24 protein-coding genes and 2 tRNA genes are annotated in these 24554 nt (G+C 71.4%); 16 read left to right on the top strand and 10 right to left on the bottom strand.

All coding sequences use genetic code 11. The annotated features are described in order from the left end of the window. Positions 1–5 precede the first annotated feature (5 nt). Positions 6–686, top strand: coding sequence for an AIM24 family protein (locus ACIRFH_RS04905; RefSeq protein WP_403517129.1), 681 nt, complete (start codon positions 6–8; stop codon positions 684–686). Positions 687–703: 17 nt separating this feature from the next. Beyond that, a complete protein-coding gene (locus ACIRFH_RS04900; RefSeq protein WP_403517128.1) occupies positions 704–1459 on the top strand; it encodes an AIM24 family protein in 756 nt (251 codons plus the stop codon). Positions 1460–1533: 74 nt separating this feature from the next. Here the strand turns inward: ACIRFH_RS04900 and ACIRFH_RS04895 are convergent, their stop codons facing one another. Further along, positions 1534–2049 carry an NUDIX hydrolase gene (locus tag ACIRFH_RS04895; protein WP_403517127.1) on the bottom strand — a complete coding sequence of 172 codons (516 nt, stop codon included), beginning with the start codon at positions 2047–2049 and terminating at the stop codon, positions 1534–1536. Beyond that, a complete protein-coding gene (locus ACIRFH_RS04890) occupies positions 2046–3512 on the bottom strand; it encodes a zinc-dependent metalloprotease (RefSeq protein WP_403517126.1) in 1467 nt (488 codons plus the stop codon). The genes ACIRFH_RS04895 and ACIRFH_RS04890 overlap by 4 nt, the downstream gene beginning before the upstream one ends. Before the next feature lie 193 nt (positions 3513–3705). Here ACIRFH_RS04890 and ACIRFH_RS04885 point away from each other — a divergent pair, with 193 nt between their 5' ends. From ACIRFH_RS04885 to ACIRFH_RS04870, 4 genes are all read left to right on the top strand, one after another. Continuing rightward, positions 3706–4827, top strand: coding sequence for an SDR family oxidoreductase (locus tag ACIRFH_RS04885; protein ID WP_403517125.1), 1122 nt, complete (start codon positions 3706–3708; stop codon positions 4825–4827). Positions 4828–4925: 98 nt separating this feature from the next. Continuing rightward, positions 4926–5384: a molybdenum cofactor biosynthesis protein MoaE gene (locus tag ACIRFH_RS04880; protein WP_403517124.1), complete on the top strand. Its 459-nt coding sequence runs from the start codon at positions 4926–4928 to the stop codon at positions 5382–5384. 202 nt (positions 5385–5586) lie between these two features. Further along, the gene (locus tag ACIRFH_RS04875; RefSeq protein WP_403517123.1) at positions 5587–5751 is read left to right on the top strand and encodes a hypothetical protein; all 165 of its coding nucleotides are present in this window, start codon (positions 5587–5589) and stop codon (positions 5749–5751) included. A 50-nt stretch (positions 5752–5801) separates the two neighbouring features. Beyond that, entirely contained in the window at positions 5802–6896 is a 1095-nt protein-coding gene (locus tag ACIRFH_RS04870) for a PDZ domain-containing protein (RefSeq protein ID WP_403517122.1), read from the top strand. 144 nt (positions 6897–7040) lie between these two features. Here ACIRFH_RS04870 and ACIRFH_RS04865 read toward each other — a convergent pair whose 3' ends face one another. Further along, a complete protein-coding gene (locus ACIRFH_RS04865; RefSeq protein WP_403517121.1) occupies positions 7041–7583 on the bottom strand; it encodes a PPA1309 family protein in 543 nt (180 codons plus the stop codon). Between the two features lie 163 nt (positions 7584–7746). On the opposite strand from ACIRFH_RS04865, the gene ACIRFH_RS04860 reads away from it, so the two are divergent. The 4 genes from ACIRFH_RS04860 to ACIRFH_RS04845 all read left to right on the top strand — a co-directional run bounded on the left by ACIRFH_RS04860 (position 7747) and on the right by ACIRFH_RS04845 (position 13292). After that, positions 7747–10752, top strand: a complete 3006-nt coding sequence (locus ACIRFH_RS04860; RefSeq protein ID WP_403517291.1) for a UPF0182 family protein — start codon at positions 7747–7749, stop codon at positions 10750–10752. Between the two features lie 73 nt (positions 10753–10825). Continuing rightward, positions 10826–10899: transfer RNA gene (locus ACIRFH_RS04855), tRNA-Met, on the top strand. 230 nt (positions 10900–11129) lie between these two features. Beyond that, positions 11130–13001, top strand: coding sequence for a tetratricopeptide repeat protein (locus ACIRFH_RS04850; protein WP_403517120.1), 1872 nt, complete (start codon positions 11130–11132; stop codon positions 12999–13001). A gap of 217 nt (positions 13002–13218) precedes the next feature. Continuing rightward, positions 13219–13292: transfer RNA gene (locus tag ACIRFH_RS04845), tRNA-Met, on the top strand. 138 nt (positions 13293–13430) lie between these two features. Here the strand turns inward: ACIRFH_RS04845 and ACIRFH_RS04840 are convergent. Further along, entirely contained in the window at positions 13431–13847 is a 417-nt protein-coding gene (locus ACIRFH_RS04840) for a Fur family transcriptional regulator (RefSeq protein ID WP_403517119.1), read from the bottom strand. A gap of 143 nt (positions 13848–13990) precedes the next feature. Here ACIRFH_RS04840 and ACIRFH_RS04835 point away from each other — a divergent pair, with 143 nt between their 5' ends. Beyond that, entirely contained in the window at positions 13991–15442 is a 1452-nt protein-coding gene (locus ACIRFH_RS04835) for a catalase (protein WP_403517118.1), read from the top strand. Positions 15443–15543: 101 nt separating this feature from the next. On the opposite strand, the gene ACIRFH_RS04830 is transcribed toward ACIRFH_RS04835, so the two are convergent. After that, on the bottom strand, positions 15544–15951 hold the full coding sequence (locus ACIRFH_RS04830; RefSeq protein WP_403517117.1) for a cyclic nucleotide-binding/CBS domain-containing protein: 408 nt from the start codon (positions 15949–15951) through the stop codon (positions 15544–15546). Between the two features lie 143 nt (positions 15952–16094). Further along, positions 16095–16895, bottom strand: coding sequence for a histidinol-phosphatase (gene hisN / locus ACIRFH_RS04825; protein ID WP_403517116.1), 801 nt, complete (start codon positions 16893–16895; stop codon positions 16095–16097). Positions 16896–17296: 401 nt separating this feature from the next. On the opposite strand from hisN, the gene ACIRFH_RS04820 reads away from it, so the two are divergent. After that, entirely contained in the window at positions 17297–17908 is a 612-nt protein-coding gene (locus tag ACIRFH_RS04820) for a TetR/AcrR family transcriptional regulator (RefSeq protein WP_403517115.1), read from the top strand. A gap of 12 nt (positions 17909–17920) precedes the next feature. Here ACIRFH_RS04820 and ACIRFH_RS04815 read toward each other — a convergent pair whose 3' ends face one another. The 4 genes from ACIRFH_RS04815 to ACIRFH_RS04800 form a co-directional block, all read right to left on the bottom strand. Then, positions 17921–18244 (bottom strand): DMT family transporter, encoded by a 324-nt coding sequence (locus tag ACIRFH_RS04815; RefSeq protein WP_403517114.1) that lies wholly within the window; start codon positions 18242–18244, stop codon positions 17921–17923. A gap of 126 nt (positions 18245–18370) precedes the next feature. Next, a complete protein-coding gene (rsgA, locus tag ACIRFH_RS04810; protein ID WP_403517113.1) occupies positions 18371–19384 on the bottom strand; it encodes a ribosome small subunit-dependent GTPase A in 1014 nt (337 codons plus the stop codon). Between the two features lie 12 nt (positions 19385–19396). Beyond that, on the bottom strand, positions 19397–20713 hold the full coding sequence (aroA, locus tag ACIRFH_RS04805) for a 3-phosphoshikimate 1-carboxyvinyltransferase (RefSeq protein WP_403517112.1): 1317 nt from the start codon (positions 20711–20713) through the stop codon (positions 19397–19399). 291 nt (positions 20714–21004) lie between these two features. Next, a complete protein-coding gene (locus tag ACIRFH_RS04800) occupies positions 21005–21727 on the bottom strand; it encodes a M50 family metallopeptidase (protein WP_403517111.1) in 723 nt (240 codons plus the stop codon). A 50-nt stretch (positions 21728–21777) separates the two neighbouring features. Here ACIRFH_RS04800 and ACIRFH_RS04795 point away from each other — a divergent pair, with 50 nt between their 5' ends. From ACIRFH_RS04795 to rsrA, 4 genes are all read left to right on the top strand, one after another. Beyond that, entirely contained in the window at positions 21778–22593 is an 816-nt protein-coding gene (locus ACIRFH_RS04795) for an SOS response-associated peptidase (RefSeq protein WP_403517110.1), read from the top strand. 1 nt (position 22594) lies between these two features. Then, entirely contained in the window at positions 22595–23224 is a 630-nt protein-coding gene (locus ACIRFH_RS04790) for an alpha/beta family hydrolase (protein ID WP_403517109.1), read from the top strand. A gap of 257 nt (positions 23225–23481) precedes the next feature. Continuing rightward, entirely contained in the window at positions 23482–24165 is a 684-nt protein-coding gene (sigR, locus tag ACIRFH_RS04785; RefSeq protein WP_077796522.1) for an RNA polymerase sigma factor SigR, read from the top strand. Then, positions 24162–24473: a mycothiol system anti-sigma-R factor gene (rsrA, locus tag ACIRFH_RS04780; RefSeq protein ID WP_403517108.1), complete on the top strand. Its 312-nt coding sequence runs from the start codon at positions 24162–24164 to the stop codon at positions 24471–24473. Before sigR ends, rsrA begins: the two co-directional genes overlap by 4 nt. The last annotated feature ends 81 nt before the right edge of the window (positions 24474–24554 follow it).

Here is a 24554-nt window from a genome sequence, read left to right as displayed (position 1 = left end):
CCGACATGAACCAGCCGCTCGCGGGCTACGCCCCCGCACCGGTCGCCGCCCGCATGGAGAACCACGGCAACCACATGCTGAAGGTCGCCATGCAGACCGGGAACGACCTCCTCGCGCGCGTGGGCTCGATGGTCGCCTACGAGGGCTTCGTCCAGTACGAGCCCAACCCGCCGGCCGTGCGCCAGATCGCCCGCGACTGGGCCACCGGCGAGGGCGCGCCCCTGATGAAGTGCTCCGGCGACGGCCTGCTCTACCTCGCGGACTACGGCGCCAACGTCGTCGTGATCAACCTCAACGGCGACGGGATCAGCGTCAACGCCACCAACCTGCTCGCCTTCGACGCCCACCTCACCTGGGGCGTCGAGCGGGTCAAGGGGCTGGCGAAGTTCGCCGGCCAGGGCCTGTGGAACACCAGGATCTCCGGACAGGGCTGGGTCGCGCTGACCTCCCGGGGCAAGCCGATCGTCGTCGACTGCGGCGGCGGCGAGGACGAGACGTACGTCGACCCGGACGCGCTCGTCGCCTGGTCCCCGAACCTCAAGGTGAAGGGCAAGCGCAGTTTCAAGGCGCAGTCGCTGATCGGCCGCGGCAGCGGCGAGGCCTTCCAGATGGCCTTCTCCGGTCAGGGCATCGTCGTCGTCCAGCCCAGCGAGGACAGCACCGACCGCCTGCGGATCCGGGGCTGAGGGGGAGCCAGAACATCATGCAGAGCCCGCTTTTCGCCTACAACGACCAGCAGACCCAGGAACGCTGGAGCCTGCAGAACAAGCACATGCTCCGCGTCGTCCTGGAGGGTCACGACGACGTGCTCGCCCGCAAGGGCACGATGGTCGCCTACCAGGGCCTCGTCGAGTTCGACGCCGAGTACCAGGGCAGCAGCCAGTCCCGCGCGCGTGCGCACACCGGTGAGGGTCTGGACCTGATGCGCTGCCACGGGCAGGGCACCGTCTACTTCGCCAACCTCGCCCAGTACATCCACGTGCTGGAGGTCGAGCAGGACGGTCTCACCGTGGACAGCAGCTACGTCCTGGCCATGGACTCCTCCCTGCACCACGAGGTCATCGCCGTCGACAGCCTGTACGGCATCTCCGGGTCGGGGAAGTACCAGCTCAACATCACCGGCCGCGGCAGGGTCGCCCTGATGACCTCGGGCGCCCCGCTGCTGATGCAGGTGACGCCCGACAAGTACGTCAACTGCGACGCCGACGCGATCGTCGCCTGGTCCACCGGTCTGCGCGTGCAGATGCAGGCCCAGACGCACTCCTCCGGGGTGTGGCGGCGCCGCGGCAACACCGGCGAGGGCTGGGAGCTCAGTTTCATGGGCAGCGGCTTCGCGCTCGTGCAGCCCAGCGAGCTGCTGCCGCCGCAGAACGCCCAGATCGGGTCGGGTCTGGCCGCGCAGTACGGCATGGGGCAGCAGGGCGCCCGTGGCCAGAACCAGGGCAACGTCTGGAGCTGAGCGGCGAACGGCGCACGGGTGAGGGGCGACCGCCCTGGCGGTCGCCCCTCACCCGTTCCCGGACACGCGTCCGGTCACAGCCTCGCTCGCGTCGCCTCCACCAGGCGTACGACCGACTCGTCGGCCACGTCCGCGACCTCGCCGTACGGGAACCAGCGCAGGTCGAGGGACTCGTCGCTGATCGCCTCCACGGCTCCCTCGGGAGCCACCGCCGCGTACTGGACGTCCAGGTGCCAGGCGCAGGGCGTGTGGTGTCGGTCCAGCCGCACGGGACCGCCGGGCAGCAGGACCAGTCCGGCGATGCCCGACTCCTCCGTGCCCTCGCGCAGGGCGGCGCGCGCCAGCGTCGCGTCGGCCGGCTCGCAGTGGCCGCCCATCTGCAGCCACATGCGCAGCTTCCTGTGCAGGGTCAGCAGCACCCGCTCGCGCGACGGGTCGATCACCAGGGCGCTCGCCGTGATGTGCCCGTCCGCGCAGGCCTTCCACATGCCGTCCGGATGCGCGGCGAGATGGTCCAGGTAGACCTGACGCAGCTCGTCCTGGCCCTCGTGGCCCTTGAGGACCAGGACCGCGTCGTCGTGGAGGCTCACTCGGCGCCGTCGCCCTTGCTGCCGTCCTCGCCGTCCTTGCCGTCGGCCTCGTCCGGGCCCTTCTCGTCCTTCTTCTTCAGGTCGGGCTTGCCCGCCGCCTCGCCGAGCATCTTGTCCAGCTCGGAGAAGTCCATCTGCTCGCGGTGCACGAAACCGTCCGGGTCGTCCAGGTCGGTGGCCGTCGGCAGCATGTCCGGGTGGGCCCACAGGGCGTCCCGCCCGTCCACACCGCGCGCGTCCGTCACGGACGCCCACAGGCGCGAGGCGTCCCGCAGACGGCGCGGGCGCAGCTCCAGGCCGATCAGCGTGGCGAACGTCTGCTCCGCCGGACCGCCCGAGGCGCGACGGCGGCGCAGCGTCTCGCGCAGCGCGTCCGCGGAGGACAGGCGCGGCTTGGCGGCGGCGTGCACCACCGCGTCCACCCAGCCCTCGACGAGCGCCAGAGCCGTCTCCAGACGGGCCAGGGCGGCCTTCTGCTCCGGGGTGTCCTCCGGCTGGAACATGCCCTGCTGGAGCGCCTCCTGCAGCTGCTCGGGGTTCTGCGGGTCGAACTGGCCGACCACGTCCTCGAGCTTGGCCGTGTCCACCTTGATCCCGCGGGCGTAGCCGTCGACCGCGCCGAACAGGTGCGAGCGCAGCCACGGCACGTGCGCGAACAGGCGCTGGTGGGCGGCCTCGCGCAGGGCGAGGTACAGCCGCACCTCCTCCTGGGGGACGCCCAGGTCCTTGCCGAACGCCTCGACGTTCACCGGCAGCAGCGCGGCCTTGCCGGCCGGACCGAGCGGCAGGCCCACGTCGGTCGAGCCGACGACCTCGCCGGCGAGCACGCCGACGGCCTGCCCGATCTGGGTGCCGAACATGGCGCCGCCCATGGACCGCATCATGCCGATCAGCGGGCCGGCCATGGCCTGCATCTCCTCCGGCAGCACGTCGCCCATGGCGGTGCCGACGCGCTCGGCGACCGGGTCGACGAGTTCACGCCAGGCGGGCAGGGTCGCCTCGACCCACTCCGCGCGGCTCCAGGCCACCGCGGAGGCCGCGCCGGAGGGCAGGGCGGTCGCGTCGTCCAGCCACAGGTCGGCCAGGCGGACGGCCTCCTGGACGGCGCTGCGCTCGGCGGGGCCGACGCTCGCGTCCTTCGTGCCGTCCGGGGTGCCCTGGGCGACCGTCTGGCGGGCGATCTGCTTGGCCATGTCCCAGTTCACCGGGCCGCCCTCGTAGGAGAGCATCTGGCCGAGCTGCTGGAACGCGGCGCCCAGATCGGTGGGGTTCATGGAGCCGAACATGGCAGCGAACGGGTTGTCCGCACCAGGGCCGCCAAAGCCTCCGGCTCCGGTCATCCCGAAACCGAACGGGTTGGCCGGTCCCTGACCACCGCCGCTCTGCTGGTCCTTCTTCTTGCCCTCGTCGCCGTCGTCCGGCTCCTCCGGCGGAAGGCCGAATCCGAATGGGGTGTCACTCACGGGGTTCCTCGGCTGGTAAGGCCACCGGTTCTTTCCGGCGGCACGGCTGCCCGACATTCACCACCCAGCGTAGACACCCGCGGCGGTTCGGGCCTCGGTGCTTCGCCGACTGACGGCCTGCGGCAGGATGGATGCCACCTGGTACGTACGCGTCACTCGCGCCCGTACCGAAGACAACCGCTGGAGACGCCCGGTGAGTTCCCCAGATCCGCAGGTTCGCGCAGCGCGAAACCAGTCAACCAGTTCCTCCGCCCCCGGCGCGCGCGGACCCGTCGTCGCGGTCACCGGTGCCGCCTCCGGGGTCGGTTCCCTGCTCACGGCACGGCTGGCCGCGTCCGACGAGGTCAGACAGGTCGTGGCCATCGACGAGCGGCGCGGTGGGTGCGCGGAGGCGCGCTGGCAGATCCTGGACGTGCGGGACCCGGCCATCGCCGAGAAACTCCGCGGCGCGGACGTCGTGGTGCACCTGGCGCTGGACCTCGACCTGGAGACCGACGCGGCCGCCCGGACGGCTTACAACGTCCGGGGGACGCAGACCGTTCTGACCGCCGCCGCGGCGGCCGGGGTGCACCGCGTCGTGCTGTGCACCTCCGCGATGGTCTACGGCGCGCTGCCGGACAACGAGCTGCCGCTGTCCGAGGACGCCGAGCTGCGGGCCACGGCCGAGGCCACCGGGGTCGGGGACCTGCTGGAGATCGAGCGCCTCGCGCGCCGCGCACCGCGCGCCCATCCGGGCCTGAACGTGACCGTCGTCCGCCCCGCGGTGCTGGTCGGGGGCATGGACACCGCGCTGACCAGGTATTTCGAGTCGCCTCGGCTGCTCGTGGTGGCCGGGTCGCGGCCCGCCTGGCAGTTCTGCCACGTCGACGACCTGTGCAGTGCTCTCGAGTACGCCGTCCTGGAGAAGGCCGAAGGAGAGCTGGCCGTCGGGTGCGACGGCTGGCTGGAGCAGGAGGAGGTCGAGGAGCTCAGCGGGATCCGGCGGATGGAACTGCCGTCGGCCGTCGCCCTGGGCGCCGCGGCCCGCCTGCACCGGATCGGACTGACGCCCTCCCCGGCCGGGGACCTGGCGTACACGATGTACCCCTGGGTGGTGAGCGGCAGCCGGCTGCACGACGCCGGGTGGCGGCCGAAGTACACCAACGAGGAGGTCCTCGCCGAGCTGCTGGAGGAGGTCGCGGGGCGGCGTACGGTCGCCGGGCGGCGCCTCGGGCGCAAGGACGCGACGGCGGCCGGGGCCGCGGGTGCGACGGTCGCGCTGCTGGGCGCGGCGGCGGTGGTGCGGCGGGCGCGGAAGGCCCGGCGGCGGATCTGAGACGGGCACCGTCCTGTAGGAGACTCCAGGGCGGTACGCGCGCGTACCGGGCGATGACGCTATTCCGTGCCGTGCGCAGCGTGGGGCACGATGGGCGTATGGCAACCACGAACGACCACCCGGGTGAGCAGGCCGCACCGGACCCCGTCAAGCTGATCGGCATCCGGGAGACGCCCCTCTCCGTGGACGAGGTCTTCCGGGCCGTCGGGGACGACGCGGCCGGGGGGACCGCGCTGTTCGTCGGTACCGTGCGGAACCACGACGGGGGCACCGACGTCGACCGGCTCGGCTACTCCTGTCACCCCAGCGCCGAGGCCGAGATGCGGCGGATCGCCGAGAAGGTCGTCGCCGAGTACCCCGTACGGGCGCTCGCGGCCGTCCACCGTGTGGGGGACCTGGAGGTCGGGGACCTCGCCGTGGTCGTCGCCGTCTCCTGCCCGCACCGGGGCGAGGCCTTCGACGCCTGCCGGAAGCTCATCGACGACCTCAAGCACGAAGTGCCCATCTGGAAGCACCAGACGTTCTCCGACGGGACCGACGAATGGGTCGGCGCGTAGCGCCGTCGTTGCGGGGCGGTGGTCGGGCGACGGGAGGGCGTCGTCGTCGAGGGGCGGCGGGCGCCTGCCGCAGACCTGGCGGCGCTCCTGTCACACTCGCGACTCCGGTTGCGTAACCGACCCCCCGGAGTGAGCGTTGTCACGGTAGACGGTTAATCTGCTGATCAGTCAGTCGCGGAACTCATGGGGTTGGGAGGTCGGCATGGCGGCGCTCGCCTGGTTGCTGATTCCGCTGGTGGCTGCGGTCGGCGCGGGTCTGTGGGGAAGCTGGGCCAATCGGACGCGCAAGATCCGGAGCGACGGCCCGGAGCTCGACGGGTATGCCCGTTTCCGCGAGGCGATGGAGAAGTCCCGCACCGGAGCCTGACGGCACCGCCCTGACGATGCTCCGACAGCCGCGTCCCGTAATGTCGTCCCATGCCACGCCGCACCGCGACGATGCTCGCCTCCACCCTGATGCTGATCGCGCTCCTGTGCGCGGGTGTGTTCCTCCCCGTGCCCTACTCGGAGATGTCGCCGGGGCCGACGGTGAACACCCTCGGGGACCACGACGGCGAGCCGGTGCTGCAGATCTCCGGACACAAGACGTACGAGGCGAGCGGTCATCTGAACATGACCACCGTCCGGGTCACCAGAGCCGACTACCGGATGAACCTCGTGGAGGCCGTCTACGGGTGGTTCTCGCACGACAGCCGCGTGGTGCCGCACGACACGCTCTACCCGGACGGCAAGACCGAGGAGCAGGCCACCCAGGAGAACGCCGAGGAGTTCAGCCAGTCCCAGGAGAGCGCCAAGGTCGCCGCCCTCAAGGCACTGAAGATCCCGGTGAAGTCCTGGGTGATCGTCTCCACGGTCGTCAAGGGCTCTCCGGCCCAGGGCAGGCTGCACGCCGGTGACGTGATCCGGGCGGTGGACGGCACGACGGTCAAGAAGCCCGGTGACGTCGCCGACCTGGTGACCAAGCACAAGCCCGGCCAGAAGGTCGTCTTCACCATCGTGCCCGCCAAGGAGCAGGCCGCCGCGGAGAAGGAGGGCCGGACGCCCACGAAGACCCAGGAGGTCACGATCACCACCGCGGTCTCCGACGACGCCGGCGAGAAGCGTGCCGTCGTCGGGATCAGCGCCGGGACGGACCACACGTTCCCGTTCTCCATCGACATCAAGCTCGCCGACGTCGGCGGGCCCAGCGCCGGTCTGATGTTCGCGCTCGGCATCTACGACAAGCTCACGCCGGGCAGCCTCACCGGCGGCACGTTCGTCGCCGGCACCGGGACGATCGACGACGCCGGCAAGGTCGGTCCGATCGGCGGCATCGGGATGAAGACCATCGGTGCGCGGGAGAAGGGCGCCCGGTACTTCCTGACGCCCGCCGACAACTGCGCGGCCGCCGCCGACGACACCCCGGACGGGCTCACCCTCGTGAAGGTGAACACCATCGACGACGCCCTCGGCGCCCTCGACGACATCCGCTCCGGGAAGACCGCCGACCTGCCGAAGTGCACGGCCGGATAGCCGACGCACGGCCGAACGGGCGGGGGCCCCGGGCCCCCCCGGGGGGGGCCGGGGGGCCCCCCCGGGCCCCCCCCCCCCCCCCCCGGGGGCCCCCCGGGCCCCCCGGGGGGGCGGCCGGGGCCCCCCGCCCGGGACCGCCCGGGACTACTCCTCGAAGGTCGCCGTCAGTGCCTGGGCCAGACCGGGCACCAGATCGGAACCCGTGAGGACCTCGGTGGCGGAGTCCTTCTCCCGCAGCCGCAGGGCCGACTCGCGGGCGCCGTCACGCAGCACCGCGACCGTCATGCGGACCTCCTGGCGGTCCGGGTGCTCCGCCACCCACTGCGTCAGCTTCGCCTCGTCCAGGTCCGCCGGCACCTGGGCCTCGGCGGACGGCGGCAGCATCAGGCGTTCCACGGCCAGCGCGCAGCCGACCACGGCGTCGGGCCAGGCGATGGTTCCGAGGAACTCGTCCAGCGGCTGGTCCGTGGGAATCTCGTCCTGCTCGATAGGGGTGAGGCCGGAGCTCTCCGTCTCCTCCTGCAGACCGAGCCGGTCCGCGAGTGTGGGCTGGTCGGCCCGCAGGCGTGCGGTGTCGACAAGGGCGAAGAGGCGTGCGGGCTGGTCCCAGCCGAGGCCGGAGACGTACTCGTCGATCTCGAGTACGGCCCGGGTGAGGGGGCTCGCTGCCATGGGGGTGTTGGACATGGTCACAATCCTGCCTCGTTCCTGGGCCGAATCGGGAACCGAGTAAACGATGAGTAAGTTGCATAGGTGTGGGCCCACGATCACGGGGGCGCACGGGGGGCCCGCGAACCCGAGGGCCTGACGGAACAACAGCGACTTCGAGGTGCGCACCTTGGCTTTCCAGATGCCGGACCGAGGCGGAGGCCCGACGGGGCCACGGATCAGAGTGGGCCGCCCGTCCCGGCGTGCCCGCACCCTGCTGATGACGCTTGGTGTCCTCGCCGTGCTCGGCATGGCGTTCACCATGTTCGCGGGCTTCTGGACGGACTGGCTGTGGTACCGGTCGGTCCATTACTCGTCGGTGTTCACGACGACGCTGGGGACGAAGATCGGTCTGTTCTTCGTCTTCGGCCTGCTCATGGCGCTCGCCGTCGGGCTCAACATCTGGCTGGCCCACCGGCTCCGCCCCCCGCTGAGCGCCATGTCGATGGAGCAGCAGAACCTCGACCGCTACCGGATGGGCATCGCCCCGTACAAGAAGTGGCTGCTGCTCGGCATCACCGCCCTGGTCGGCCTGATCGCCGGCGCGTCGGCGTCCGGCCAGTGGCGGACGTGGCTGATGTGGGTCAACGGTGTGTCCTTCGGCCAGAAGGACCCCCAGTTCAAGCTGGACGTCTCCTTCTACGCCTTCGACCTGCCCTGGTACCGGTTCCTGCTCGGCTTCGGCTTCGCGACCGTGATCATCTCGGTGATCGCCGCCGCGCTCACCCACTACCTCTACGGCGGACTGCGCGTCACCAGCCCGGGAGCGCGCGCCACGGCCGCGGCCACCGGCCACCTGTCGGTGCTCATCGGAGTCTTCGTCGCCCTCAAGGCGGTCGCGTACTGGCTCGACCGGTACGGACTGGCGGTGAAGTCCAGCGACTTCAAGGCGACCGACAACTGGACGGGGCTGAGGTACGTCGACGCCAACGCCTACCTGCCCGCCAAGACGATCCTGTTCTGCATCGCCGTCATCTGCGCGCTGCTGTTCTTCGCCACCCTGTGGCGGCGCACCTGGCAGCTGCCCGTGATCGGCTTCGGCCTGATGGTGCTGTCGGCGATCCTCATCGGCGGTCTGTACCCGGCGCTGGTCCAGAAGTTCCAGGTGCAGCCCAACGAGCAGGCCAAGGAGGCGCCGTACGTCGAGAAGAACCTCGAGGCGACCCGCAAGGCCTACGACATCGAGGGCACCCAGGTCACCGAGTACGCCGGCACGGGCAAGACCGAGGACAAGACCCGGCTCCGTGACGACGTCGACGCCACGGCGTCGATCCGGATCATGGACCCGAACATCATCTCGCCGACGTTCCAGCAGCTCCAGCAGATGCGGAACTACTACGCGTTCCCGAACAACCTGGACGTCGACCGCTACTCCAAGGACGGCAAGGACCAGGACACGGTCATCGGTCTGCGCGAGCTGAACCTGGCCGGCATCCCGAAGAAGAACTGGATCAACAACCACTTCCGCTACACCCACGGCTTCGGAGTGGTCGCCGCCAAGGGCACCCAGGTCGACTCCGAGGGCCGTCCGGTCTTCACCGAGTCCGACCTGCCGTCCAAGGGCGACCTCGGGACGTACGAGCAGCGGGTCTACTACGGCGAGAAGACCACCACGTACTCCATCGTCGGCGGTCCCCAGAAGGAGATCGACTACTCCGACGACAGCGGTGAGAAGACCACCAGCTACAAGGGCGACGGCGGGGTGGACCTGTCCAACCCCCTCAACCGCGCCGCGTACGCGGTGGCGTTCAGCGAGCCGCAGATCCTCTACTCCGGGGCCATCGGCGAGGGATCGAAGATCCTCTACAACCGGACGCCGAAGGAGCGCGTCGAGGCGGTCGCCCCGTGGCTGACCATCGACGGCGACGCCTATCCGGCGGTGGTGGACGGCCGGATCCAGTGGATCGTGGACGCCTACACGACGACGAACGGCTACCCGTACGCCTCCCGTACGACGCTCGGCGACACCACCGCCGACTCGCTGACCGCGCGCAACGACTCGCGCGCGGTGGTGGCCCAGCAGAACCAGGTCAACTACATCCGCAACTCGGTCAAGGCGACCGTCGACGCCTACACGGGCGACGTCAAGCTGTACCAGTGGGACACCCAGGACCCGGTCCTGAAGACCTGGATGAAGGCGTTCCCGGACACGGTCAAGGCCAAGAGCGAGATCTCCGACGCGCTGATGTCCCATCTGCGGTACCCGCAGGACCTGTTCAAGGTCCAGCGCGAGCTGCTCACCCGCTACCACGTGAAGGACGCCACGACGTTCCTCAGCGGCAGCGAGGTGTGGCAGGTGCCGGACGATCCGACCAACAAGTCGGGCGACGCCGTGCCGCCGTACTACCTCAGCATGAAGATGCCCGACCAGAAGCAGCAGGCGTTCTCGCTGACGACGACCTTCACGCCCATCGGACGCGACAACCTCAGCGCGTTCATGGCGGTCGACGCGGAGGCGGGCACGAAGGACTACGGCAAGATCAGAGTCCTGAAGCTGCAGACGAGCACGACGGTGAACGGACCCAAGCAGGTCCAGAGCCAGTTCAACTCCGAACAGGACATCGCCGAGTCCATCAGGCTGCTGAGAGGCGGCGACTCGGAGGTGGAGTACGGCAACCTGCTGACGGTTCCGCTCGACGGCGGGCTGCTCTACGTGGAACCGGTCTATGTGCGCGGTGGTGACCTCAAGTACCCGCTGCTGCGGAAGGTGTTGGTGTCCTACGGCGGCAACACCGCCTTCGAGGACACGCTCGACGAGGCCCTGAACAAGGTCTTCGGCGCCAAGGGTTCGGCCACCGAGCCACCGGACAAGGGTGACGGCACCACGACACCACCGCCGACGTCCACCAACCCCACGGTCCAGGACGCGCTGGACGACGCCCGGAAGGCGTTCGAAGCCGGCCAGGAAGCCCTCAAGAAGAACGACTGGGCGGCGTACGGCAAGGCGCAGAAGGACCTGGAGGACGCCCTCCAGCGGGCCGAGGACGCGCAGGCCCGGGCCGGTGGGAGCGGCGGCGACAAGAACGGCAAGGCCGACAAGACCGACGAGACCGGGGACAGCAAGACCGAGGACGGCAAGAGCCAGGACGGCCAGGCGAGCCCGAGTCCGACCCCGACCGGCGGCGCCGGCGGGTCGGGCAGCGGCTGACCGAACGGGTCGGGAACCGTCCGAGCTGGTCAAACGCCCATCCCGCGCCGTGGTACGGTTGTGAACACAACGGCGCGGGGTGGAGCAGCTCGGTAGCTCGCTGGGCTCATAACCCAGAGGTCGCAGGTTCAAATCCTGTCCCCGCTACTGAAGTCGTGAGCTACGTGCGAACGACGACGAAGGCCCGGATCCCGAAAGGGATCCGGGCCTTTGTGATGTGCGAACGCATGTGCCGATGAGGATGACGGCCGCGCCGATGGGGGGAGTTGGGGCGATCCGTGTTTGACTTGTCTCCCTGTGGGCATGTCGACAAAACGCTGAAGTGACCTCGATGACTGCGGTATACCAGGTGTAACCGGGTTGCGGGTGGTGCGACGATGGACGTTATGGGGGACATGGTAAATCTGTTCGAGACGGGGCGTTTTGTGCAGTCGTCCGGCCGGGAGGAAGCCGGGGAAGAGGCCCAGGAGGCCGCCGACGAGGCCGTGGAGGAAGTCCGCCGACGGCTCGCCGCCGAGGCCGGCGACGTCGAGGCGATGAGCGTCCTCGGGGCCATGCTGCTGCGCCGTGGCGATCTCGACGGAGCCGAGTCCCATCTGCGTGCCGCCACCGCCGCCGGTGACCGTGCCGCCGCCAACAACCTGGGTGTCCTGCTGCATCAGCGCGGATACGCCGACGAGGCCGCCGGATGGTGGCGGATCGCCGCCGTCGCCGGGTCCAGTGCGGCCGCCCACGCGCTGGGGCGGCACTTCCGCGAGCGCGGGGACGAGCCCGCCGCCGAGTACTGGCTCCGCCAGTCCGCGGAGCAGGGGCACGTGCTGGGCGCCTACGCGCTCGCCGACCTGCTGGAGCACCGAGGCGACGGTGCCGGCGCCGAACGGTGGATGCGGGCCGCGGCCGAGCGGGGGCACCGGGAGGCCGCGTACCGGCTGGCCCGGACGCTGGACCGGCGCGCGGGGCGGGACCTCGACGACGACGGCGGTGTCGTGCGCTCCGTGACCGACCGTGCCGAGCGGGCCGACCGTGCCGAGCGGGCCGAAGGGAGCGAGGAGGCCGAGCAGTGGTACCGGCAGGCCGCCGCGCGCGGACACCGGCGGGCCGCGCTGCACCTCGGGGCGATCCTGGAGAGGCGGGGCGAGCTCAGGGAGGCCGGACGCTGGTACCTGACGTCCGCCAAGGACGGTGAGGCGCGCGCGGCCTGTGCGCTGGGCTTCCTGCTGCGCGACGCGGGGGACACCGAGAGCGCCGCCGTGTGGTGGCTGCGGGCCGCACAGGACGGCGACGGCAACGCGGCCAACGCCCTGGGCGCGCTGCACGCCGAGCGCGGCGAGCCGCAGACCGCGGAGCGGTGGTACCGGGCGGCGTTGGACGCCGGGGACCACAACGGCGCCTACAACCTCGGACTCCTCTGCGCCGAGCAGGGGCGCACGGCACAGGCCGAGCAGTGGTACCGGCGTGCCGCGTACGCCGGACACCGCGAGGCCGCGAACGCGCTGGCGATCCTGCTGCTGCGGGGCGGGGACGCGGCCGGTGCCGAGCCCTGGTTCTCCAAGGCCGCCGAGGCGGGCAGCGTGGACGCCGCCTTCAACCTCGGGATCCTGTACGCCGGACGTGGCGAGGACCTCGCGGCGCTGCGCTGGTACGAGCGGGCCGCCGCCGCCGGGCACACGGAGGCGGCGCTGCAGGTCGGGATGGCACGGCTGCGGGACGGCGACGAGCCGGAGGCGGAGCGGTTCCTGCGGTGCGCGGCGGGGGGCGGCAGCCCGGAGGGCGCGTACCGCCTGGCCACGCTGCTCGACGCGCGCCGGCCGCCGGCGCCCGCGCACGAGCTGGGTGAGCCGGCACAGGAGAAGACCGAGTGCGAGGAGTGGTACGAACGGGCGGCCTCGCAGGGGCACCGCCGGGCCCAGGTGCGCGTCGGGATGCTGGCCGCGGCACGGGGCGACGTGGTGGAGGCGGCGCGGTGGTACCGGGAGGCGGCCGAGGCCGGTTCGCGCAACGGGGCGTTCAATCTGGGGCTGCTGCTGGCCCGGGAGGGCAGCGAGCCCGAGGCCGTCCTGTGGTGGCGCCGGGCGGCGGACGCCGGGCACGGACGGGCGGCGCTGCGGCTCGCGCTGGTGTGTGCGCGGCGGGGGGAGCTGGACGAGGGGCAGCGGTGGGCGGACCGGGCGGTGTCGCTGGGGCCGCGGGAGGTGGCGGAGCGGGCAGCGCGGTTGCGGGACGCGCTGCGGCAGGAACTGTCGGCGTGACGCTGTGCTGGGCCGGGAGCCGGTGCTGAGCGGGGTGGGTCCGCGTGGCCCGGCACTGACGGGGTGCCGCTGCGCCCACCCGTGCCGCCCCTGGGGGTGCCCCCTCTGGGGGAGGCACGACTGCCCGTAGCCATGTGAGACGGTGATCCGCGGCTAGGGCCGAGGCGGGAGCGATTTGCTTCTTGTCGTGGGGTTGACGTAGTGTTCCATTCATCGACGCGGGGTGGAGCAGCTCGGTAGCTCGCTGGGCTCATAACCCAGAGGTCGCAGGTTCAAATCCTGTCCCCGCTACTGAAGGCCGAGGGCCGGAATCCGAAAAGGTTCCGGCCCTCGGTGCGTTCGACGCGTTCGGTGCGGACGCCAGTGCGTCGGCGCAACGCGAGAGCCCCGGCACCCATCGGTGCCGGGGCTCTCGTCGTGCGAGCGGGGTTACGTCGCAGCGCAGTTCGGGCAGGTGCCGCGGTACGTCACCTCGACGTCGGAGACCGTGAAACCGAAGCGCTCCGTGTCGGGGAGGTCGGCCAGCGGATTGCCGGTCGGGTGGACGTCGCGGATCGCGCCGCACTGCGCGCAGACCAGATGGTGGTGCGGCCGGTGCGCGTTCGGGTCGTACCGCTTGGCGCGCTTGTCCGTCGCGACCTCCAGCACCTCACCGAGCGAGACCATCTCGCCGAGGGTGTTGTAGACGGTCGCCCGGGAGATCTCCGGCAGCTTGGTGACGGCCCTGGCGTGTACCTCGTCGGCGGTCAGATGGACGTGCTCACCGTCGAGGACCTCGGCCACGACGCGTCGCTGCGCGGTCATGCGCCATCCGCGTCCGCGCAGCCGTTCCAGTAGGTCACTCATGCAGACCAGCCTAACAGCAGGGGGACCAGGTCCCGAACGAATGTGACTTTGGAGCCTTACTTGACTTAGACATTGTCCATTGTAGGATCGGGGACGGCATTAGCCAAGGGACAGGTTTTGCAGGACTGGCGCAGGAGGCCTACGTGACTCAGGGACCGCTCACTACCGAAGCCGGTGCTCCGGTAGCCGACAACCAGAACAGCGAGACCGCGGGTGTCGGCGGTCCCGTGCTCGTCCAGGACCAGCTCCTCCTGGAGAAGCTGGCCCACTTCAACCGTGAGCGCATCCCGGAGCGCGTCGTGCACGCCCGAGGCGCCGGCGCCTACGGCACCTTCACGGTCACCGCCGATGTCACCAAGTACACCCGGGCGAAGTTCCTCTCCGAGGTCGGCAAGCAGACGGAGACGTTCCTCCGCTTCTCGACCGTGGCGGGAAACCTGGGCGCGGCGGACGCCGTCCGCGACCCGCGCGGTTTCGCGCTGAAGTTCTACACCGAAGAGGGCAACTACGACCTCGTCGGCAACAACACCCCGGTGTTCTTCATCAGGGACGCCATCAAGTTCCCCGACTTCATCCACACCCAGAAGCGCGACCCCTACACGGGGTCGACCGAGATGGACAACGTCTGGGACTTCTGGAGCCTGTCGCCCGAGTCCACGCACCAGGTGACCTGGCTGTTCGGCGACCGCGGCATCCCGGCTTCGTACCGCCACATGGACGGCTTCGGCTCGCACACCTACCAGTGGAACAACGAGGCCGGCGAGGCCTTCTGGGTCAAGTACCACTTCAAGACCGACCAGGGCATCAAGTGCCTCACGCAGGCCGAGGCCGACAAGCTCGCCGGTGAGGACCCCGACTCCCACCAGCGCGACCTGCGCGAGGCCATCGAGCGCGGCGAGTACCCGTCCTGGACCGTCGGCGTGCAGATCATGCCCGTCGCCGAGGCCGCGAACTACCGCTTCAACCCGTTCGACCTCACCAAGGTGTGGCCGCACGCGGACTACCCGATCGTCTGGTTCGGCAAGCTCGAGCTCAACCGCAACCCGGAGAACATCTTCGCCGAGGTCGAGCAGTCGATCTTCTCCCCGGCGCACTTCGTGCCCGGCATCGGCCCGTCCCCGGACAAGATGCTCCAGGGACGCCTCTTCGCCTACGGCGACGCCCACCGCTACCGCGTCGGCATCAACGCCGACCACCTGCCGGTGAACCGCCCGCACGCCACCGAGGCGCGCACCAACTCCCGTGACGGCTACCTGTACGACGGCCGCCACAAGGGCGCGAAGAACTACGAGCCCAACAGCTTCGGCGGCCCGTTCCAGACGGACAGGGCCCTGTGGCAGCCGATCGCGGTCTCCGGTGTCACCGGCGACCACGAGACCCCGAGGCACGCCGAGGACGACGACTTCGTCCAGGCGGGCAACCTCTACCGGCTGATGACGGACGAGGAGAAGGGCCGCCTGATCGACAACCTGGCCGGCGCCATCTCCAAGGTCTCGCGCGAGGACATCATCGAGCGCGCGATCAACAACTTCCGTCAGGCCGACGGTGACTTCGGCAAGCGGCTGGAGGCCGCGGTCCAGGCCCTGCGCGGCTGACGTCCAGCACTGGACCGCTTGTCGTAGCGGCGGGCCGGATCCCCGGGGACGGGGGTCCGGCCCTTCGTCGTGCCGTCCGGGTCCGCCTTCCGCGGGCAGTGTCAGGCGATCACCGCCGGGGCCTCGCGCTGCTGCCGTACCGGCGCCCAGCAGCGGATGATGTCGCGGACCGAGACGATGCCGACGGGCTCGTCGCGCTCCAGGACGATGAGGTGGCGGAAGCCGCCGTGCGTCATCGCCCCGGCCGCGTCCTCCAGGGTCCAGGACGGCGCGGCGAACACGACGTCGGTGGTGGTGTGGTCGTGGGCGTGTTCGGCGTCCGGGTCCTGGCCCCGGCCGAGGGAGTTGAGGACGTCGCGTTCGGTGAGGATGCCGATGCCGCCGGCGTCGGGGTCGTACACCACGGCCGCGCCGACGCGGCGGGCGGACATCAGCGCGGCGGCCTGGCGCAGGGTGTGGGCGGGACCGATGGTGAGGACGACCGTGCTCATGGCTTCGCGGACGAGCATGGGTGGAGCCACCTCCTGCCGGTGATCCATGAGTCGGTTCATGGATTCACAAGTTCACAAGTGGGGGACTCTCAGAGTGGCAGGCAGAGCAGGGGTCAACAAGGGGGCGCGGGGGGTGAGTCGGCGGGCGCGCGGGGGCGGGTTCAGTAGCGCTGGTTGAGATAGCCGAGCAGCTCGTCGTGGAGCCGGCCGTTGGACGCCGCCGCGTTGCCGCTGTGCGGGCCGGGGCGGCCGTCCAGGCCGGTGAAGGTGCCGCCGGCCTCCGTGACGATGATGGCGTTCGCGGCCATGTCCCAGAGGGAGAGCTCGGGTTCGGCGCACAGGTCGACCGAGCCCTCGGCGACCATCATGTACGGCCAGAAGTCGCCGTACGCGCGCGTGCGCCACACCTCGCGGGTCAGGTCCAGGAAGCCGTCCAGCCGGCCCTGCTCCTCCCAGCCGCTGAGCGAGGAGTACGCGAAGGAGGCGTCGGAGAGCGCGGAGACCTGGGAGACCTGGAGCCGGGAGGCCGAGGTCAGGCTGCGGCCGGTGAAGGCGCCGTGGTCCTTCACGGCCCACCAGCGGCGGCCGAGGGCCGGGGCGGAGACGAGGCCGACGACGGGCTGGTAGCCGCCCTCCCCGGCTTCCATGAGGGCGATGAGGGTGGCCCAGACGGGGACGCCGCGCACGTAGTTCTTGGTGCCGTCGATCGGGTCGATGACCCAGCGGCGGGGGCCGGTGCCCTCGGTGCCGTACTCCTCGCCGAGGACGGCGTCGCGGGGGCGGGCGCGGGAGAGGTGGCCGCGGATGAGTTCCTCGGCGGCCTTGTCCGCCTCGCTCACCGGGGTCATGTCCGGCTTGGTCTCGACCTTCAGGTCGAGGGCCTTGAAACGGTCCATCGTGGCGGCGTCGGCGGCGTCCGCGAGGACGTGGGCGAGGCGGAGGTCGTCGAGGTAGTCCGGCATGCGGCCACGGTATCCGGCGGGGGCGGGGCGGGGCCACCAGGGGTTTGGCGGGGGTGACCGGTTCTGGTGCGGGGGCAGGGCAGCGTGGTGGTCCGGGTGCGGGCGTGTTGGTGCGGGGCGGAGGCGGGTGTGCTGCCCGGCGTTGCGGGGCGCCTCCCCCAGAGGGGACGCCCCGGCGTCCACGCTCCCCCCGCTCGGCTTCGCTCGCGCGGGGGACCCCCATCGCCCCTGGGGGCACCTCCCAGGCCGTTCAGGCACTGGGGGAGGCACGACTCCCGCAGCTACGCGGGACGAGGCGACTGCCCGCAGCCATGGCGGGTCGCGTGGGGTTGCGAGGACCCTTGACACGGGTGGCGGGCCCGTCAAATCTGGGCGCTGAGTCGCTTCGGTCGAGGGAGGCGATGATGCCCGCAGCCCGGGAGTCCCTGCTCGACGCCGCCTGCACGGCGCTGGCGCGTCGGCCGTGGGCCGCTGTGCGGATGGTGGACGTGGCGGCGGCGGCCGGGGTGTCGCGGCAGACGCTGTACAACGAGTTCGGGAGCAAGGAGGGCCTCGGCCGGGCGCTCGTCCGCAGGGCGGCGGACGGATATCTCGCCGGTGTGGAGCGCGCGCTCTCCGCGGTCGGCGACCCGGGGGAGCGGCTCACCGCGACGGCCGAGTGGACGACCTCCGCCGCCCGGGAGGACGCGTTGGTGCGAGCCGTGCTCACCGGCTGCTGGAGTACGTGGCTGCCCGCCCCGGCGCCGGGGGCCGTACCGTCCTCCTCCGCCGTGCCGGCCCAGCGCCGGGCCGACGGTCCGCTGCCCTCGCCCGGCGACCTCGTGGCCCTCGTCCGCGACCGCGCCGTCGCCGCCCTGTCCGGGCCCGGCGTTCCCCGGGCGGAGGCCGCCGACCTCGCCCGCACCTGCGAACTCACCGTCCGCCTCGCCCTGTCCTGTGTCGCGGCCCCACCCGGCGAGGGGGGCGTGCCGGAACTCGTCCGCGCCGTCCTGCCGCGGCAGCCGACGACGTGAGGGCCGGCGGCGTCAGTGCGCCGAGCCGGACAGCTGGAGCCCGATCACGCCGATGATGACGAGGCTGATCGAGACGATCTTCAATGTGGAGACCAGGTCACCCAGGAACACCATGCCGTAGAGGGTGGTGCCCGCCGCCCCGATCCCGGTCCACACGGCGTACGCCGGGCCGACGTCGAGCTTCTTCAGCGACATGGTCAGCAGGCCGAAACTGCCCAGCGCGAAGGCGCAGAACGCGACCGTGGGCCACAGCCGGGTGAAGCCGTGCGACAGCTTCAGGCACACGGCGAAGCCGGTTTCGAGCAACCCGGCCACTATGACCAGCAGCCACGCCATGTGTCGTCCTCCCGTGGTCCCGTACCGTGACCGCTTCGTCGATCCGTCGGCTTTTGCTCGGGCTTGGATCCGGCTTGGTGTGATTATGCACTTGTCGGTCGCACGGCATGGCGAACAACGCGAACGTCAGTCGCCTTCCGTACGCTCCCGCGTCGCCAGCAGCCGGCGCAGCGAGTACAGCCGCGCCGGATCGGCGTGGCCCTCGGCGACCCACGCGTCCAGCGCGCAGTCGGGCTCGTCGTGGCTGCACGCGCGCGGGCAGCCCGCCGTGCCCGGCACCAGGTCGGGAAAGGCGTTGATCACCCGGGACGGGTCGACGTGGGCGAGCCCGAACGACCGTACGCCCGGGGTGTCGACGACCCAGCCGCCCGTCTTCGAGGACAGCGGCAGGGCGAGGGCCGAGGTCGTCGTGTGCCGACCGCGTCCCGTCACCGCGTTGACGTGCCCCGTCACCCGGCGGCGCTCCTCGGGCACCAGCGTGTTGACCAGCGTCGTCTTGCCGACCCCGGAGTGGCCGACGAAGGCCGTGATCTTGCCGTCCAGGTGTTCCCGCACGAGGTCGGCCGCGGCGCCGTTCTCCAGCTCCTCGCGGCTGGTGACGACGTACGGGATGTCCAACGCGCCGTACAGGCCGAGCAGTCCGTCGGGCGGTGCGAGGTCCGACTTGGTCATCACCAGCAGCGGGGTGAGGCCGCCGTCGAAGGCGGCGACCAGGCAGCGGTCGATGAGGCGCGGGCGCGGTTCGGGGTCGGCGAGGGCGGTGACGATGGCGAGCTGGTCGGCGTTGGCGACGACCACACGCTCGTAGGGGTCGTCGTCGTCCGCCGTGCGGCGCAGCACCGAGGTGCGCTCCTCGATGCGGACGATCCGCGCGAGCGTGTCCTTCGCGCCGGACAGGTCGCCGACCAGCGCCACCCGGTCGCCGACGACCGCCGCCTTGCGGCCCAGTTCGCGTGCCTTCATCGCCATGACGACCCGGTCCTCGACGAGGCAGGTCAGCCGGCCCCGGTCCACGGTGAGGACCAGGCCCTCGGCGGCGTCCTCGTGCTTGGGCCGGGTGTGGGTGCGCGGCCGGTTGCCCTTGCGGTTGGGGCGGGAGCGGATGTCGTCCTCGTCGGTGTGCTTGCCGTAGCGGCGCATGGCGATCGGTCCCTACGCCCCGAGCATCCCGGTCCACAGCTCGGGGAAGTCGGGGAGGGTCTTGGCGGTCGTCGCCACGTTCTCGATCTCCACGCCCTCGACCGCGAGGCCGATGATCGCGCCGGCGGTGGCCATGCGGTGGTCCTCGTAGGTGTGGAAGACCCCGCCGTGCAGGCGGCGCGGGCGGATGTGCAGTCCGTCGGCGGTCTCGGTGACGTCGCCGCCGAGTTCGTTGATCTCCTTGGTGAGCGCGGCCAGCCGGTCCGTCTCGTGCAGGCGCAGGTGCGCCACGCCGCGCAGGGTCGAAGGGGAGTCCGCGAGGGCCGCGACGGCCGCGATGCCGGGGGTGAGCTCGCCGACCTCGCCGAGGTCCACGTCGATGCCGTGCACGGCACCCGATCCGGTGAACACCAGCCCGTAGTCGGTCAGTTCGCAGGAACCGCCCATCTCGGTGAAGATCTCGCGCAGCCGGTCACCGGGCTGGGTGGTGCGGGCCGGCCAGTCGGGGATCACGACCTTGCCGCCGGTCACCAGCGCCGCCGCGAGGAACGGCTGCGCGTTGGACAGGTCCGGCTCGACGGTCAGGTCCCGGCCGAGCAGCGCGCCCGGCGTGACCCGCCAGACGTCCGGCTCGCCGCCCGACTCCGGGGTGTCGACCTGGGCGCCGACCGAGCGCAGCATGTCGACGGTCATGCGGATGTGCGGCATCGACGGCAGCGCCGAACCGGTGTGGCGGACCTCGACGCCCTGGTTGAAGCGCGGACCGGACAGCAGCAGGGCGCTGACGAACTGCGAGGACGAGGACGCGTCGATCTCGACCGGGCCGCCCTCCAGGGCCCCGCCGCCGTGCACCGTCATCGGCAGCGCGCCGCGCTCGTCGTCGTCGATCCGGGCGCCGAGGGCGCGCAGCGCGTCGATCACCCCGTGCAGCGGGCGCTCGTACGAACGGGGGTCGCCGTCGAAGCGGACGGGGCCGTCGGCGAGCGTGGCGACCGGCGGGAGGAAGCGCATGACCGTGCCGGCGTTGCCGACGTCGACCGTGGCGGGACCGTGCAGACCGGCCGGGATGACCCGCCAGAACTCGCCGGTGCCGTCGGGGCCGACGCCCTCCTCGATCTCGACGCCCATCGCCCGCAGGGCGCCGGCCATCAGCAGGGTGTCGCGGGAGCGCAGCGGGCGGCGCAGCCAGCCGGGCTCGGAGGCGAGGGCGGCCAGCACCAGGGCGCGGTTGGTGACCGATTTGGACCCGGGCACATGGACGGTCGCGTCGACGGCTCCGCTCGCGTGCGGGGCGGGCCAGAGGGCGGTGTGCGCGGAATCAACGGTCATGAGCCCCACTTTAATGGCTGAAGGCGATCGGAGATCTTGATCAAAGACGGCGGAATCCGACCGAAACCGGGGACGGGAAACTGCCACGCGTATATGCGGCAGATCCTGGCCCCGGTGGCAGATCCCGGTGCGGGCGGCCGGCCCCGGCGGGCGGCCGGCCCCGGCGGGCGGTCGGCCGGTGGGCGGTCGGCCCCGGTGGACGGCCGCCACCGGCCGCCGGGGCCCGTCCGGAGGATCGTCACCGGCCGCCGGGCCCGCTCGGAGGGCCGCCACACCGGCCGTCGGGCCCGTTCAGAGCCCCAGCAGCCAGCGGCCCCCGCCGATCAGCGAGCACAGCGAGACCGCGTGGAACAGGAAGAACCACACCGCGGCCGGCGCGTGGGACAGCCGGGCCAGCTGGTCCGCGTCCGAGTCGCCGGCCCCGCCCCGCGCCCGCTTGGCCTGCAGCTCGAACGCCGGTCGCACGCCGCCCAGCAGCAGGAACCACACCGCCGCGTAGGCGAACGCCGCCTGCACCTGCGGGCCGGCCAGCCAGGACGCCAGGAGAAACGTGCCGCCGGTCAGCACGACCGTCAGTACGCCGTACGCGTTGCGGACCATCACCAGCAGGGCGAGCAGCAGCGCCGTCGCCACCCACAGCAGCAGCGTGACGCGCCCGGAGGCCAGCAGCGCGGCCCCGCCGAGGCCCAGCAGCGGCGGAGCGGTGTAGCCGGCGGCCGCGGTGAGGATCATGCCGAGCCCGTGCGGCTTGCCCCGGCTCAGGGTCAGGCCGCTGGTGTCCGAGTGCAGTGTGATCCCGACCAGCGTCCGGCCGGTGAGCAGCGCCACGAGCCCGTGGCCGCCCTCGTGGGCGATGGTGATCGCGTTGCGCGCCGTCCGCCACAGCACCCGCGGCACGACGACGGCGAGCGCGGCGACCAGGGTGGCGATCACCACCCCGAGCGCCGGTTCGGGCTGGGTGCCGGTGACCTCGTCCCACAGGGAGGCGAGAGAGGCGGATGCGAGGTGGTCCATAAGGGGTGAGGGCTCCTCGTGTGGGCGCGGAGTCTGGCAGTGTGGCACGTATGTGCGGACGGTATGCGGCGAGTCGTCGACCCGAGGATCTCGCAGGAATCTTCGACATCGAGAAGTGGGATCCGGAGGAGACTCTGGCGCCCGACTACAACGTGGCCCCCACCAAGGAGGTCTACGCGGTCCTGGACCGTCCCCTGAAGGACGCCGAGGACCCGAAGCCGGTTCGCCAGCTGCGGAAACTGAAGTGGGGGCTCGTCCCCTCCTGGTCCAAGACGCCCGAGGGCGGCGCCCGGATGATCAACGCCCGCGCGGAGACCGTCCACGAGAAGCCGTCCTACCGCCGCGCCTTCGCCACCCGGCGCTGCGTCCTGCCCGCCGACGGCTACTACGAGTGGGTCACCGGCAAGCAGGAGCGGGACCTGGAGGTCGAGGGGCGCCGGAAGCGGCCCCGCAAGCAGCCGTACTTCGTGACCCCGGCCGACGGCTCCGTGTTCGCCATGGCGGGGCTGTACGAGTTCTGGCGGGACAGGACGCTGCCGGACGACCACCCCCGGGCCTGGTGGGCGACGTGCTCGGTGATCACGACCGAGGCGGAGACCACGCCGCTGGCCGTCGCCCCGGCCGACGGCCCGCACACCCTGGCCGACATCCACCCCCGGATGCCGCTGATGCTGACGCCGGACCGGTGGGACGCCTGGCTCGACCCGGCGCGCACCGACCCCGGTGACCTCACCCCCCTGCTGGCGCCCCCGCCCGCCGGGCTGATGCGGGCGTTCCCCGTCTCCACGGCCGTGAGCAACGTCCGCAACAACGGGCCGGAGCTGCTGGCGGAGCTGGAGGGCCCGGAAGAGGGCACACTCTTCTGACGTGAAGACCGAGATCATCGACACGGAGGCCGGCGCCGCCCGCATCACCTGGCACCCGGCCGCGAAGCCCCGCCTGGTCCTCGCCGCGGGCCACGGCGCCGGCGGCGGCATCGAGGCGCGCGACCTGGCGGCGCTGGCGGCGGCGCTGCCCGCGCGGGGCGTGACCGTGGCCCTGGTCGAGCAGCCCTGGCGGGTGGCCGGCAAGAAGCTGGCGCCCGCTCCGAAGACCCTGGACGCCGGCTGGCGGGGTGTCTGGCCCGCGCTGAACGCCCCCGGCCTGCCGGTGGTCCCGGGCGGCCGCAGCGCCGGCGCCCGCGTCGCCTGCCGCACCGCGGCCGGGCTGGGCGCCCACGCCGTCCTCGCCCTGAGCTTCCCGCTGCACCCGCCGGGCAAGCCGGAGAAGTCCCGTGCCGGGGAACTGCTCGGGACCGGGGTGCCCACCCTCGTCGTCCAGGGCGGCAACGATCCGTTCGGGAAGCCCGAGGAGTTTCCCGAGGGGCCCTACGACCTGATCCGGGTGCCGCACGGCGACCACGGCTTCGCCGTGCCCAAACGGGCCGGGATCACGCAGGAGGAGGCCCTGGAACTGATCACCGACGGCGTCGCGGAGTGGACCCGCTCACTCGGCTGAGGGCCCGGGAATGACCGGCGGACGACCGCTGTTGTGGCCGACATACGTTGCTGAACATCAGCACCGACGCCGTAGGAGAGGAAGTCCGCCGCATGGGTTCAGCCTTCTGCCCGAGTCGCAGCAGCCGCGCCGACCTGGACTGGACGGTGCTGCACGCGGCGAAGACCGCCCCTATTCGGGCGGCGGTCGGACCGGATCGTCGTCTATCCTCCGATTCGAGTGGGGCCGGTCTCGGTCTCGCGACGTCACTGGAGGAGGTGGGTCCGGTCACTGGGACCGACGCAGGGACCGAAAACGGCCAGGCGGAGCAGCCCGAGGGCCGGGGCACGGGCGCGGAGTCGACCGCGGAGCGCAGCGCGCGCTTCGAGCGGGACGCGCTCGAGTTCCTCGACCAGATGTACTCGGCCGCGCTGCGCATGACCCGCAACCCGGCCGATGCCGAGGATCTGGTGCAGGAGACCTACGCCAAGGCGTACGCGTCCTTCCACCAGTTCCGTGAGGGCACCAACCTCAAGGCGTGGCTGTACCGCATCCTCACCAACACCTTCATCAACTCGTACCGCAAGAAGCAGCGCGAACCCCAGCGCAGCGCGGCCGAGGAGATCGAGGACTGGCAGCTCGCGCGCGCTGAGTCGCACATGTCGACGGGTCTGCGTTCCGCCGAGTCGCAGGCGCTCGACCACCTGCCCGACTCGGACGTGAAGCAGGCGCTCCAGGCGATCCCCGAGGAATTCCGCATCGCCGTGTACCTGGCCGATGTGGAGGGCTTTGCCTACAAGGAGATCGCGGACATCATGGGGACACCCATCGGTACGGTGATGTCCCGGCTGCACCGGGGCCGTCGTCAGCTGCGCGGCATGCTGGAGGACTACGCCCGCGACCGTGGTCTGGTCCCGGCCGGCGCCGGAGAGTCGAACGAAGCGAAAGGCTCGGGGTCATGAGCTGCGGAGAGCCGCACGAGACGGATTGCAGCGAAATCCTCGATCATCTCTACGAGTTCCTCGACCGGGAGATGCCGGACTCGGACTGCGTGAAGTTCGAGCACCACTTCGAGGAGTGCTCGCCCTGCCTGGAGAAGTACGGGCTGGAGCAGGCCGTGAAGAAGCTGGTCAAGCGGTGTTGCGGGCATGACGACGTGCCGGGCGACCTGCGCTCCAAGGTCATGGGCCGGATCGACCTGATCCGCTCGGGCCAGTCGGTTCCCGAGCACGACGTCACGGCGGCGCCGCCCGCTCCGCAGGAGTCCTGAGCCCGGCACGCCTCGCGTGACGCGTCACTCGTACGTGCTAATCCGCGGGGTATCCGCCCGTCTCCCCCGTCGCCGAACCTA

The organism is Streptomyces sp. NPDC093586 (genome assembly GCF_044764905.1).
Lineage (GTDB): Bacteria > Actinomycetota > Actinomycetes > Streptomycetales > Streptomycetaceae > Streptomyces.
This window is presented reverse-complemented; position numbering and strand designations above follow the sequence as displayed.